This is a genomic window from Pyxidicoccus sp. MSG2, assembly GCF_026626705.1.
Classification (GTDB): domain Bacteria; phylum Myxococcota; class Myxococcia; order Myxococcales; family Myxococcaceae; genus Myxococcus.
In genome coordinates this window covers 6,281,541-6,295,032 of the sequence record NZ_JAPNKC010000001.1, presented here as the reverse complement: position 1 = coordinate 6,295,032, position 13,492 = coordinate 6,281,541, and the positions used below count along the sequence as shown (strand labels likewise).

Genomic DNA, 13,492 nt, shown 5'->3' with positions numbered 1-13,492 from the left:
ACGTCATGGAGCCCGCACCGCGCGAGGTGCTGCTGTTCACCCTGGACGGCCAGCGCTACGGCCTGCCCGCAGAAGATGTCAGGGAGCTGGTGCGTGCCGCGCGCCTGACGCCCCTGCCACGCGCGCCCGCGGTGGTGGAGGGCCTCCTCAACCTGCGCGGCGACCTGCTCCCCGTCCTCGACCTCCGCCGCCGCTTCCGCCACCCGCCCCGCGCGCTGTCCCCCCTGGACCACTTCATCGTCGCCCGCGCCGGGACGCGCCACGTCGTGCTGCGCGTGGACCGCGCCGAGGGCCTGCGCGTGCTCGCCCCCGGTGAGTGGGACGCCACGCCCCGCGAGCTGCCCGGCGTGGGCTACGTGGCCGGCGCCGCGAAGCTGGCGGACGGGCTCGTGCTCGTCCATGACCTGCGCTCCTTCCTCTCCGAGGCGGAAGGCCTGGAGCTGGACGCCGCGCTGGCCTCGCCGCCGGAGACTCCGTGAGCTGGGGCGTCTGGAGCCACCCGGGCTTCTCGGCCGTGCTCGCGCTGGTGGAGGAGCGCGCGGGGCTCGTCGCGCCGAGCTGCCCCGCCGCCGCCGAGGAGGCCATCTCCCGCGCCATGGCCCGCGCCGGCCTCGACGACTTCGACGCCTACCGCGCCCGCCTCGCCGAGGACCCGGCCGCGCTCGATGACCTGCTCATCGAGCTCACCGTCGGCGAGACGTACTTCTTCCGCACCCCCGAGCACTTCGAGCACCTGCGCCGCGTCGTGCTGCCCGAGCTGCGCGAGCGGCTCGGGCCCGAGTACACCGTGCGCCTGTGGAGTGCGGCGTGCGCCTCCGGCGAGGAGCCCTACTCGCTGGCCGTGCTGCTCCAGACCGAGGGCTGGGGCGAGCACATGGCCGTGTACGCCACCGACGTGTCGCGCGGCGCGCTCGCCCGCGCCCGGCAGGCGACCTATGGCGAGTGGTCCCTGCGCGGCCCGTGGGCGGACCGCATGCGGCCGTACCTGCGCATCGAGGGCCGCCGGTATGTCCTGTCCCCGGACGTGCAGCAGCGCGTGCGCTTCAGCTATCTCAACCTCGCGCTCGACACGTGGCCCTCGCCCGACAGCGGCATCTGGAAGCTGGATGTCATCTTCTGCCGCAACGTCCTCATCTACTTCAACCGCGCCACCATCGAGGCCGTGGCACGCAGGCTCCATGATGCGCTCGCGGAAGGGGGCTACCTCTTCACCGGCCCGTCGGACCCGCCGCTCGGAGACCTGGCCCCGCTGGAGTCCATCCTCACCGAGTGGGGCGTCATCTACCGCCGGCCCCCGCACGGCGCCACCGCGTCCGCGACGCACGCGCACGGGCCCGGACCTGCGCGTCCGGACGAGGCGCCCCCCGGAGTACCGGGTGCGCGGACGCCCTTCGGCCCGATGTCCCGTGAGCCGGCCTCCGGCGCCGCGAGCGGAGCGCCCCGCGTCCCGGGTGAGCCGTATTCCAGCGCCGCGAGCGGAGCGCACCAGGTCCCGGGCGCACGGGCTGCCCCGGGCACCGGCTCCGAACCGCTGACGGAGGCGGGCGTGGCGTCCGGGCGCTCCGCCTCCGCGACCGTTCCACCTCCGTCACGAAGCGCGGCCCGCGCGCCGGACGCGGAGTCGCTCGCAACGGCGCGCCGGGCCCTGGCTCGCGGCGACTGGCGCGAAGCGGCCCGGCGGCTCGGCGCGCTCGACGAGGACCCGGCCATCGCCATGGAGGCGGTGCGCGCCCTCGCCAACCTGGACGCCCACGCCGCCGTGGAGGCCTGCACCGAAGCCGCCGCGCGCCACCCGCTCGTCGCCGGGCTGCGCTACCTGGAGTCGCTGTTGCTGCTCGGCCAGGGTCGGCTCGACGCCGCCGAGCGCTCCGCCCGGCAGGCGCTGTACCTGGAGCCCTCGCTGGTGGTGGCGTGGCTCGTGCTGGGCCGCGTGCTGCGACGGCGCGGCGACACGGCCGGAGCCCTCAAGGCCTGGCGCGAGGCGGAGTCACTGTGCGCCGTGCTTCCCCCGGACGCCCCCGTCCCCCTCGCGGATGGTGAGCGCGCGCGGGGGCTGGCGGACGTCGCTCACGGCGAGCGGACACGACTGGAGGCAGCCCTGGCTGCCGGTGAGGAGAAGACCTGATGCCGGGCTCCGGAATCGACTGGGACGCGGCACGCGCCCGACTCGCCCGGCTGGCGGCCGCCGCGCAGGAGGAGGACGTCCTCGCGCCCGCCGAGGCCCTGGCCGTCCTGGACGCCCGCGCCCGCGCCCTGGCGCGCGAGCCTGGCACCGAGGTGGAGCCCGGCACGCTGCGCGAGGCCGTCCACTTCCGCACCGCCGGCCAGCGGTACGCGCTTGAGTCGCGCTTCGTGCTGGAAGTCGTGCGCGCCGCCGAGGTCGTCCCCCTGCCGGGCGCCCCGCCCTCGCTGCGCGGCCTCACGCTGCTGCACGGCGAGGTGCTCCCCGTCGTGGAGTTGGCCCCCCTCTTCGGCCGCGCGCCGTCGGAGGCCTCCGGCCCGCTGCTCGTCATCGGCGAGGGACGGCCCGAGCTGGGCCTGCGCACCGAAGAAGTCGAAGAGGTCACCCTGCTGCGGGGGCGCACGCTGCTGCCCCCACCGTCCACCGTGGACACCTCGCTGGTGTCCGCCGCGGAAGAGGACGGCACGCTCGTGCTGGAGGGAGAGGCGCTGCTGGGTGACAGTCGCCTCGTGTTCGATTTGTCCGACGAAGGAGCTGTATGAGCATCGGGAACCGCATCGCACTCGGCTTCGGACTGTCCCTGCTGGTGCTGCTGGTGCTGGCGGGCGTGGCCTTCCAGGGCGCCAACCAGCTCCAGGAGAGCACCACGAACCTGCTGAAGACGCAGGAGAACGTCCGCGCCATCAGCGAGGTGCGCACGCTGCTGGCGGAAGCGGAGTCCAGCCAGCGCGGCTTCCTCCTCACCGGTGAGGACCCGTACCTGGCGCCGTACCAGCGGGCCAGCGCCGTGCTGAAGGACGACCTGGCGCGACTCCGCGACGCCGCGGCCACCAACCCCGAGCAGCGGGCGCGGCTGAACCAGTTGGAGCCCACCGTCACCGAGCGGATGGACCGACTGGCGGAGGGCATCCGCGTGCGCCGGGAACAAGGCCTGGAGGGCGGCTCGAAGTACATCCGGGTGGGCCAGGGCGAGCGGCTCATGAGCCAGGTGAAGGACATCAGTGGCGAGATGCTCGCGGCCGAGCAGCAGCGCTGGGAGGACCACTCGGAGGAAGCCACGGCCATGGCCCAGCGCCTCATGTGGGTGCTGGCCGCGTGCTCCCTGCTGGGCATGGCCATCGTCGCGGTGGGCAGCTACTTCATCACCAGGAGCATCACCGGGCCCCTGCACAAGCTGATGGTCGGCGCCGAGCAGCTCGGCCGGGGCCAGCTGGACCACCGCATCGAAGTGCGGGGCAGCGACGAAGCGGCGGAGCTGGCGCGTGCCTTCAACGAGATGGCCGACCGCCGCCGGCAGACGGAGGCCCAGCTCGCGAAGCAGTCCGAGCAGCGCGAGCACACGCTGCGGACGGTGGCCGAGTTCGTCAACCAGCTCGCCGGGGCCAGCTCGGAGATTCTCGCCAGCACCACCGAGCAGGTGGCCGGCGCGCAGGAGCAGGGCAGCGCGGTGACGGAGACGGTGAGCACCATCGAGGAAATCACCAAGACGTCCGAGGAGGCCGCGGGCCGCGCCCGCGCGGTGAGCGACTCCGCCCGCCACGCGGAGGAGGTGGGCCGCGGCGGCCGGCGCGCGGTGGAGGAGGCCGTGGCCTCCATGGGTGTCGTGCGCGAGCAGGTGGAGTCCATCGCCTCGCGCATCCTCGCCCTCGCCGAGCAGGCGCAGGCCATTGGCGACATCATCACCACCGTCAACGACATCTCCGAGCAGACGCACATGCTGGCCCTCAACGCCTCCATCGAGGCCAGCCGCGCCGGCGAGCAGGGCCGCGGCTTCGCGGTGGTGGCCGCCGAGGTGAAGGCGCTGGCGGACCAGTCCAAGAAGGCCACCGGCCAGGTGCGCCAGATTCTGGGTCAAATCCAGAAGGCCACCCACGGCGCGGTGATGACCACCGAGGAGGGCACCAAGAGCGTGGCCGCCGCCACCCGCGTGGTGTCCGAGGCGGGCTCCAACATCCAGACGCTGTCCGACCTGCTCACCCAGGCGTCGCTGACCGCGGCGCAGATTGCCGCCTCCGCCAACCAGCAGGCCACGGGCATCGCCCAGATTCGCCAGGCGATGCATGACGTGAACCAGGCCACGCAGCAGGCCCTCCAGTCCTCGCGGCAGACCGAGCGCGCCATGCAGGACGTCAACGGCATGGGCCAGAAGCTCAAGGGACTGCTGGGAGAGTACGGGCGCTGATGGACCGGGACCGGCTGGCCCAGGCACTGCTGGCCACGTTCCTCGAGGAGCTCGAGGGACACGTGGCCTCGCTCAACCGCGAGCTGCTCGCCCTGGAGCGCGAGCGGGCACCGTCACGCGCGGCGGAGCACGTGGCGTCGCTCTTGCGCATCCTGCACAGCGTGAAGGGCGCGGCGCGCGCGGCCAGCGCCACCCTGGTGGAGACGGCGTGCCACCGCATGGAGGAGGTACTGGAGCGCGTGCGCGACGAGGGCACCGGCTCCCCGGAGGTGTTCGAGCTGTGCTTCGCCACCGTGGACGCGCTGGACGACGCGGGCCGGCGGCTGGGCGCGAAGCAGGACCTCGCCGGCTCCCCGCTGGACGCACTGCTGCCCCAACTGGAGCGCGCCGCCAGACGCGAAACCAACGCGCCTCCCGCGCCTCCCGCGGCACCGGTTCGTGGCACGGCCCCCCCGGAGCCCCCGCCACCGGAGCTTCCCTCCCCCGGCCCCCTCATGGCCGAGACGCTGCCGGTGCGCGTGTCCGCGCAGAAGCTGGACGCGCTATTGGCGCGCAGCGGCGAGCTGCGGGTGGCGACGCTGCGGCTGGACGGACGGGCCGAAGCACTGGAGGCCGTGCGCGAGTCGCTGGCCCAGGCCCGCGAGGCGGTGCGCGGGACGGCGGGTGAGACGGCGCTGCGGCGCGCGGAGACGGAGTTGTCGCGCGTGGCGCGCGAGCTGGCCGCGGACCGGCGCGCCCTGGGCGGCGTGGCCACCGGCCTGGACGACGAGGTCCGCCGCGCGCGCACCCTGTCGTTCTTCGAGGGCTGCGAGGGCCTGGAGCGCGCCGCGCGCGACGTGGCGCGCAGCCTGGGCCGCGCGGTGCGGCTGGAGGTGCACGGCGGAGCACTGGAGCTGGACCGCTCGCTGCTCCAGGCCCTGCGCGAGCCGCTGCTGCACCTGGTGCGCAACGCGGTGGCGCACGGGCTGGAGGCCCCGGAAGCGCGCCGCGCCGCGGGCAAGCCGGAGGAGGGCCGCGTCGTCCTCTCGGCGCGCCTGCTCGGCAGCCGGGTGCAGGTGACGGTGGAGGACGACGGACGGGGCCTGGACCTGGACGCGCTGCGCGCGCAGGCGCGGGCCCGGGGGCTCGACGCGCCGGAGGACGACGCGGAGGCCGCGCGGCTCGCCTTCCTGCCCGGCCTGTCCACCGCGTCGGAGGTGACGCGCGTGTCGGGCCGCGGCGTCGGCCTGGACGTGGTGCGCACGCAGGTGGAGGCGCTGCGCGGCACGGTGGAGGTGTCGACGCGTCCAGGCCAGGGCACCGCCTTCCTCCTCGATGTGCCCCTCACGCTGAGCACGCTGCGCGTGCTGCTGGTGTCCGCGGGCGGGCAGACGCTGGCACTGGCCAGCGAGAGCGTGGCGCGGCTGGTCCGCGTGGCGCCCGGCGAGGTGCGTGAGGTGGAGGGCCGCCCCACCTGGGCCGCCGGGGACGCGCTGGTGCCGCTGGCCTCGCTCGCGGACGTGCTGGGTCTGCCTCCCGGGCCTCCGCGCGCGCGGCGGGGCGCGGTGCTGCTCGCCGCCGGCACCGCGCGCGCCCTGCTGGTGGTGGACGAGGTGCTCTCCGAGCAGGAGGCGCTGGTGCGCTCCCTCGGCGCTCGCGTGCGGCGGGCCCGCCACGTGTCCGCCGCGGCGGTGCTGCCCGACGGGCGGCTGTCGCTCCTGCTCAACCCCCTGTCACTGGTGCGCGCGGCCGGAGGCCGGCCCTCCACGGCGCTGTTCCCCGCCCCGGCGGCCCAGCGGACGAAGCGCCGCGTGGTGCTGGCGGACGACTCGCCCACGACGCGCGCGTTGGAGCAGAGCATCCTCGAGGGTGCGGGCTACGAGGTGGTGGCCTGCGCGGACGGTGCGGAGGCCTGGGAGCGGCTCCAGGCGGGCGGCGCGGACGCGCTGGTGCTGGACGTGGAGATGCCTCGCATGGACGGCTTCGCGCTCACCGAGGCCGTGCGGGCCTCCCCGCGCTACTCGCGGCTGCCGGTGGTGCTCGTCACCGCGCGCGGCAAGCCCGAGGACAAGGCGCGCGGCCTCCAGGCCGGCGCCAGTGCCTACCTTGTGAAGAGCGCGTTCGACCCGACGAGCCTGCTGGAGACGCTGAGGCGACTGCTATGAGGAAAGACGCGTTGCGAATCGTGGTGGCCGAGGACTCGCCCACCGCCCGGCGCCTGCTGGTGGAAATCCTGCGCGCCGACCCCGCCCTGACGGTGGCGGGCGAGGCGAAGGACGGCGTGGAGGCGGTGGACCTGGTGCAGCGCCTGCGGCCGGACCTGGTGACGATGGACATCCAGATGCCGCGCATGGACGGCCTGGACGCCACCCGCCGCATCATGACGGAGGTGCCCACGCCCGTCGTCGTCGTGTCCACCCTGGTGGAGCGCGACATCCAGACGTCCATGGCCGCGCTGCGCGCCGGAGCGCTCGCGGTGCTCCAGAAGCCGGTGGGCCCGGAGTCGCCCGACTTCGACGCGGAGAGCCGCCGCCTGCGCGACACCCTCAAGGCCATGGCGGAGGTGAAGGTGGTGCGCCGCTGGCCGGAGCGCACGGCCGCTCCGCTGCCGCTCGTGCCCGCTCCGGCGCCCGTCGTCCAACGTCCGGCGGTGGTGGCGCTGGCCGCCTCCACCGGAGGCCCGGCCGCCCTCCACCGGGTGCTGTCCGAGCTGCCCGCGGACTTCCCCGTGCCGCTGCTGGTGGTGCAGCACATCGCCCTCGGCTTCAGCCAGGGCTTTGCCACCTGGCTGGGCACCGCCGGCCCCCTGCCGGTGAAGGTGGCCGAGGACGGTGAGGCGCTCCTGCCCGGCCACGTCTACCTCGCGCCGGATGACAGACACCTGGGCGTCCATGGCGAGGGGCGCGCGGAGGTGTCCCGGGGGGCGCCGGTGCATGGCTTCCGGCCGTCCGCCACGTGGCTGTTCCGCTCGGTGGCCCGCGCGCATGGCCCCCGCTCGCTCGCCGTCGTCCTCACCGGCATGGGACAGGACGGGCTGGAGGGCGTGCGCGAGCTGCGCGAGGCGGGCGGCTACGTGCTGGCCCAGGACGAGCCCAGCTCCGTCGTCTACGGCATGCCGGGCGTGGTGGTGGGCGCGGGCCTGGCGCACGAGGTGGTGCCCCTGCCCTCCATCGCCTCGCGGCTCCTACAGAGCGTCCGGGTGGGTAGCTCCACAGCATGAGTGACAATATCGGCTACTGAAAACTCCCCCTGTGGACCGTCATCGCGGAATGGTCCACCGCGCCCCACGTGTCATCATGGGGCCCCCGCTCAGCGACGCATGGAAGCCCTCTCCCCCTCACTCGCCGCCGCCTTCACCGCCCTCCCCGAGCCCGCCTATGTGCTGGACGGCCTGGGACGGGTGCTCGCCTGTAGTGTCGCGGGCGCGCGAGCGCTGGAGCGCACGCCCACCGAGCTGACGGGCAGGTCCTGGGGTGAGCTGGGCGTGTCCGCGCAGGACGTGGCCCGGCTGGAGCTGGTGCGCGCCCACGTGCTGAGCACCGGCGCCACGGACACGCTGGAGCTGCCCTGGCCCACGGACCTGGGCCCGCGCCGGCACGCGCTGGTGTTCACCCCGCTGCCGGCGGAAGAGGGGCGCGCGGCGGCCGTGCTGGTGACGGCACGGCCCCTCACGGAAGCCGAGGCGGTGTACTCGCGCGCGATGGAGCTGGAGCAGGCCGCGCGCTCGGAGGTGGAGCAGGCCGAGCGGCGGCGCTCCTTCCTGTACCAGGCGATGACGACGCTGTTCACCCATCCGCCGGACCCGCAGGGCATGTACACGCTGCTGGCGCACCTGGCCGTGCCGGACATCGCGGATTGGTGCCTGGTGGACGCGCTGGAGCAGGGCCCGTGGGTGTCGCGCATGGCGGCCGCGTGCCTGGACCCGAGGCAGCAGGAGCGCGTGGGCTCGCTCCCCACGCGCACGGAGCTGCGTGACGATGCGCTGGTGGGCCTCTTGCGCGTACTGCGCACCGGCGAGCCGGAGCTGGTGCCCGCGGTGACGGACTCGCTGTTGCGCGCGGCCGCCGCCGAGCCCGCGCACCCCGCGCTGCTGCGGGCCCTGCAGGCGCGCTCGTACATGATTGTCCCGCTGCGCGCGCGCGGGCACACGCTGGGCGCCGTCACCTTCGTGGCCTCCGGCTCCGGGCGCCGCTACGGGCCGGACGACCTGGCGCTGGCGGAGGACCTGTGCCTGCGCGCCAGCCTCGCCATCGACAACGCGCGGCTGGTGGGCGAGTCCCGCCGCGCCGCCCGGGCCCGCGAGGACCTGCTGGCCGTCGTCTCGCACGACCTGAAGAACCCGCTGGGCGTGGTGCAGCTGGGCGCCGCGCTGCTGCTGCGCGGCGCGGGGAGCAAGCCCGGCGGGGAGAGCGTGGCGAAGCAGGCCACGCGCATCCAGGACGCGACGGAGCGGATGTCGCGGCTCATCTCGGACCTGCTGGACTGGGGACGGCTGGAGGCGGGCGGGCTGCCACTCGACTGTGGCGAGCACACCGTGGCGGCGCTCGTCACCGAGGCGGTGGAGTCCATCCGCCCGCTGGCCGAGGCCAAGGGGCTGCACCTGAACGTGGAGCTGCCCGCGGGCGACGTGCGCACGCGGTGTGACAAGGTGCGGGTGCTCCAGGTGCTGGGGAACCTGCTCGGCAACGCGGTGAAGTTCACCGGTGTCGGCGGGGAGCTCGCGGTGGGCGCGAGGACGCGGGGCCCCGAGGTGGTCTTCCACGTGCGCGACACCGGCGCCGGCATCGACCCCGAGGCGCTGCCGCACATCTTCGACCGCTACTGGCAGGCGCGCGACGCGGCCAGCCGCGGCACCGGCCTGGGGCTCGCCATCGCCAAGGGCCTGGTGGAAGCGCATGGCGGCACCATCCAGGCGCAGAGCACCCTGGGCGAGGGCAGCACCTTCACCTTCACCCTGCCCGCCGTCGCCGGTGCCGTCATGGCGTCGACGACCGCGCGCGTGGTGGCTCACGACTGATTCACGCGGGCTCCGCCACCGGCACGGCCCGCTCCGGTGCCCGCGCGCGGTGACTCACGACGCGCTCGCGTGACGCCGTCGCCCGGTACCCAACACCTGACGCCCGCGCACGGCTGCCGTCCTCCGCCCACGAGTCCCGGCGGCGGGCCGGGCCTTGCGCGCATGTGGTGGCGGACACTGCGCGGAAAGGCGAGGTAACAGCCGGCGGACGCGGCGCCGGGCCCGGTAGAGTCCCGTGCAGTCATGCTCAGCGCGGAGCCGCTCCCCACCGCCTTCCTGTTGACCCTCTGCGGCGTCCTGCTGGCGCTGAGCGTGCTGTTCAGCCGGGCCACGGGACGCTTCGGCGTCCCCGTGGCGCTGCTCTTCCTCGGCGTCGGCATGGCGGCCGGCACGGACGGGCCGGGCGGCATCGAGTTCAGCGACTACGGCTTCGCCTTCCGGCTGGGCACGGTGGCGCTCGTCCTCATCCTCTTCGACGGTGGCCTCAACACGCCGCTGCACGCCATCCAGCACGCCCTGCGCCCCGCCACCGTGCTGGCCACGGTGGGCGTGGTCGCCACGGCGGCCATCGTGGGCGTCGCCGCGCACCTGCTCTTCGACTTCGCGTGGACGGAGGCCCTGCTGCTGGGCGCCATCGTCTCCTCCACGGACGCGGCCGCCGTCTTCGCCGTGCTGCGCGGCAGCGGCATCACCCTCAAGCGGCGCGTGGGCACCACGCTGGAGCTGGAGTCCGGCCTCAATGACCCCATGGCCGTCATCCTCACCACCGCCCTCACGCACAGCGTGGCGAGCGGCAAGCCCCCCGGCTGGGAGCTGCTGGGGGAGGCCGTGGTGCAGATGGTGGTGGGCGCGGGCCTGGGCCTGGGCCTCGGGTGGGCGGGGAGGATGCTGCTCAAGCGCCTGCGCCTGCGCGTCGCCGGCCTCTATCCGGTGATGACGCTGGCGCTCGCCCTGCTCGCCTACGGCCTGCCCACGCTCCTGCACGGCAGCGGCTTCCTCGCCGTGTACATCGTGGGCATCGCCCTGGGCAACGAGAGCATCCGCTACCGCACGGGCCTGTTGCGCATCCACGACGCGCTGGCGTGGCTGTCCCAGGTGGGCATGTTCCTCGTGCTGGGGCTGCTCGTCTTCCCCCGGCGGCTGCTCGACGTGGCGTGGGAGGGACTGGGACTGGCGCTGGTGCTCGCCTTCATCGCGCGTCCCCTGGCGGCGCTGCTGTGCCTCCTGCCCTTCCGCTTCCCCGCGCGGGAAATCCTCTTCACCGGCTGGGTGGGCCTGCGCGGCGCGGTGCCCATCATCCTCGCCACCTTCCCCGTGCTGTCCGGCACGCACAACGCGCGCGAGGTCTTCACCATCGTCTTCTTCATCGTGGTGGTGAACGGGCTCATCCCCGGCGCCACCGTGCCCTGGGTGACGCGCCGGCTGGGGCTGGCCTCCAACGCGCCCGAGCCGCCCCCGGCCGTGCTGGAGATTGCCTCCACCCAGCTCCTCAACGGCGAGCTGAGCGCCTTCTACATCGGCTCCGCCTCCGCCGTGGCCGGCGAGCGCATCTCGGATTTGCCCTTCCCTCCCGGCTCCGCCGCCATGCTGCTGGTGCGGGGACAGGAGCTGATGGCGCCCCGGGGCGACACCGTCTTCCAGACGGGGGACCACGTCTACGTCTTCTGCCACTCCGAGGACCTGCCGCTGCTGCGCCTGCTCTTCGGCCAGCAGGAGGACGAGTAGCCCTTGCGCTTCGGGCCCGCCGGACCAGGGTGCTACGCAGGACAGAGCCCCCGGAATGGAGGTACCATTCGGGGCCTCAACCTCTCGGCCCGGTTAGGGTGGGAACATGCGCCGCGAGCACGCCCAGCACTCCATCCTCGTGGTGGAGGATGACCCGGACATCCGTGAAGCGGTCGCCGAGCTGTTGGAGCTGGAGGGCTACTCCGTCTCCAGCGCCAGCAACGGCCAGGAAGGACTGAACGTCCTGGCGACCCTCCGCCAGCCCTGCCTCGTCCTGCTCGACTTGATGATGCCGGTGCTGACGGGGTACGAGTTCCTGGAGCGCCTGCGCATCACCGGCGCCCAGTCCCTGGTGCCGGTGCTCATCATGACGGCCAGCCACGTCACGGAGCTGCCCGACGGCGCGGCGGGGCTGCTGCGCAAGCCCGTGGAGATGGCGCACCTGCTCCAGGCGGTGGCGCGCTTCTGCACGCACGCCTGAGCCTGCCGGAACGGAGGGGCCTTGCGGGCCGGCCCCTGCCTGAACGGGCAGGTCTCCACGCACCGCGTCCGGCGCCTCGCGCTCACCGGTTTGCCGCCGCCGCGCCCTCCATGCGAGGAAGGGCCATGTCCTTCCTGCATCAGGCACTGGTCTTCCTCGCCGCGGCGGTGGTGGCGGTGCCCCTCTTCAAGAAGCTCGGGTTGGGGTCCGTGCTGGGTTACCTCACGGCGGGCGCGGTCATCGGCCCGTGGGGCGCGAAGCTCGTCACCGACGTGGAGAACATCCTCCACGTGTCCGAGCTGGGCGTGGTGCTGCTGCTGTTCGTCATCGGCCTGGAGCTGCGGCCCTCGCGCCTGTGGGAGCTGCGCCGCTCGGTGTTCGGCATGGGCGGCGCCCAGGTGCTCCTCACCGGCTCGCTGCTGGCGGGTGTGAGCATGGCCCTGGGCATGGTGCCCGGCGCGGCCATCATCGCCGGCTTTGGCTTATCGCTGTCGTCCACCGCCTTCGCGCTCCAGCTCCTCGCCGAGCGCAACCAGCTCACCACGGGGTACGGGCGGCTGGCCTTCGGCATCCTCCTCTTCCAGGACCTGGCGGTGATTCCACTGCTCGCGCTGCTGCCGCTGCTGGGCGACGGCACCAGCGCGTCCACCGAGCCGGGCTGGCTCACGGGCCTGAAAGTCGTGGGCGTGCTGGTGGGCGTGGTGGTGGCGGGCCGCTACCTCATGCGCCCGGTGTTCCGCGCGGTGGCGTCCTTCCACAGCCAGGAGCTGTTCACCGCCACCGCGCTGCTCGTGGTGGTGGGCACCGCGTCGCTGGTCAGCGCGGTGGGCCTGTCCATGGCGCTGGGCGCGTTCCTCGCTGGCGTGCTGCTGGCCGAGTCCGAGTACCGCCACGAATTGGAGGCGGACATCGAGCCCTTCAAGGGCCTCTTGCTGGGCCTGTTCTTCATCGCGGTGGGCATGTCGGTGAGCCTGGGGCTCATCGTGGAGAAGCCGCTGCTGGTGGGCGGGCTGGTGGTGGCGCTGGTGGTGGTGAAGGGCGCGGTGCTGTACGGGCTGGGCCGCTTCAGCCTGAAGCAGGACGAGCCCGCGCTCAGCCTGGGCGTCGTCATCTCCCAGGGCGGCGAGTTCGCCTTCGTGCTCTTCGCGCTCGCCGTCTCGTTCCGCGTCATGGACCGCGCGCTCGCGGACCTGCTCGTGGTGGTGGTGGGCCTGTCCATGGCGACCACGCCGCTGCTGTACGCCGCGCACGAGCGGTGGCTGCGGCCGCGCTTCAAGAAGAAGGCGGCGGCGCGCGAGTTCGACGTGGCCCCCGAGGAGGACAACCCGGTCATCATCGCCGGCTTCGGGCGCGTGGGTCAGGTGGTGGGCCGCCTCTTGCGCGTGAAGCGCATCGGCTTCACGGCGATTGACGCGAGCCCCGAGCACATCGACTTCATGAAGCGCTTCGGAAGCAAGATTTTCTATGGCGACGCGTCACGTCTGGATTTGCTGCGCGCCGCGCGCGCGGACAAGGCGAAGGTGTTCGTGCTCGCCATCGACGACATCGAGGCGTCGGTGCGCACGGCGCAGGCGGTGAAGGAGCACTTCCCGCACCTGACCATCTTCGCCCGCGCGCGCAACCGCGTGCATGCGTACCGGCTGCTGGACATGGGCATCCAACGGGTGATGCGCGAGACATTCGCCGGAAGCCTGGAGATGGCGCAGGACGTGCTCATGGTCATGGGGCTCACCTATTCGGAGAGCCACCGCGCGCTGGAGCGCCTGAGGGACCACGACGAGGAACTGCTGCGCGAGACGGCGAAGTTCCACACGGACGAGGCGAAGCTCGTCGAGATGGCCGCCAAGGCACGCAAGGAGCTGGAGAGCCTCTTCGAGCAGGATGACAAGGAGCAGTCCAAGTCCGCGTGAGACACAGGAAATCCCT

General features: G+C 73.5%; 10 protein-coding genes. All 10 read left to right on the top strand.

What is annotated here, in order from left to right:
- Positions 1-5 precede the first annotated feature (5 nt).
- Positions 6-479, top strand: coding sequence for a chemotaxis protein CheW (locus tag OV427_RS24665; RefSeq protein WP_267858614.1), 474 nt, complete (start codon positions 6-8; stop codon positions 477-479).
- Positions 476-2,125: a CheR family methyltransferase gene (locus OV427_RS24660; protein ID WP_267858613.1), complete on the top strand. Its 1,650-nt coding sequence runs from the start codon at positions 476-478 to the stop codon at positions 2,123-2,125. The genes OV427_RS24665 and OV427_RS24660 overlap by 4 nt, the downstream gene beginning before the upstream one ends.
- The gene (locus OV427_RS24655) at positions 2,125-2,724 is read left to right on the top strand and encodes a chemotaxis protein CheW (protein WP_267858612.1); all 600 of its coding nucleotides are present in this window, start codon (positions 2,125-2,127) and stop codon (positions 2,722-2,724) included. The genes OV427_RS24660 and OV427_RS24655 overlap by 1 nt, the downstream gene beginning before the upstream one ends.
- A complete protein-coding gene (locus OV427_RS24650) occupies positions 2,721-4,364 on the top strand; it encodes a methyl-accepting chemotaxis protein (protein ID WP_267858611.1) in 1,644 nt (547 codons plus the stop codon). The genes OV427_RS24655 and OV427_RS24650 overlap by 4 nt, the downstream gene beginning before the upstream one ends.
- A complete protein-coding gene (locus tag OV427_RS24645) occupies positions 4,364-6,508 on the top strand; it encodes a hybrid sensor histidine kinase/response regulator (RefSeq protein WP_267858610.1) in 2,145 nt (714 codons plus the stop codon). Before OV427_RS24650 ends, OV427_RS24645 begins: the two co-directional genes overlap by 1 nt.
- The gene (gene cheB, locus OV427_RS24640) at positions 6,505-7,563 is read left to right on the top strand and encodes a chemotaxis-specific protein-glutamate methyltransferase CheB (RefSeq protein ID WP_267858609.1); all 1,059 of its coding nucleotides are present in this window, start codon (positions 6,505-6,507) and stop codon (positions 7,561-7,563) included. Before OV427_RS24645 ends, cheB begins: the two co-directional genes overlap by 4 nt.
- Before the next feature lie 99 nt (positions 7,564-7,662).
- On the top strand, positions 7,663-9,360 hold the full coding sequence (locus OV427_RS24635) for an ATP-binding protein (protein WP_267858608.1): 1,698 nt from the start codon (positions 7,663-7,665) through the stop codon (positions 9,358-9,360).
- Positions 9,361-9,603: 243 nt separating this feature from the next.
- Positions 9,604-11,085, top strand: a complete 1,482-nt coding sequence (locus tag OV427_RS24630; protein ID WP_267858607.1) for a potassium/proton antiporter — start codon at positions 9,604-9,606, stop codon at positions 11,083-11,085.
- 106 nt (positions 11,086-11,191) lie between these two features.
- Positions 11,192-11,566, top strand: a complete 375-nt coding sequence (locus tag OV427_RS24625; protein ID WP_267858606.1) for a response regulator — start codon at positions 11,192-11,194, stop codon at positions 11,564-11,566.
- A gap of 125 nt (positions 11,567-11,691) precedes the next feature.
- Positions 11,692-13,476, top strand: a complete 1,785-nt coding sequence (locus OV427_RS24620; protein WP_267858605.1) for a monovalent cation:proton antiporter-2 (CPA2) family protein — start codon at positions 11,692-11,694, stop codon at positions 13,474-13,476.
- Positions 13,477-13,492 lie beyond the last annotated feature (16 nt).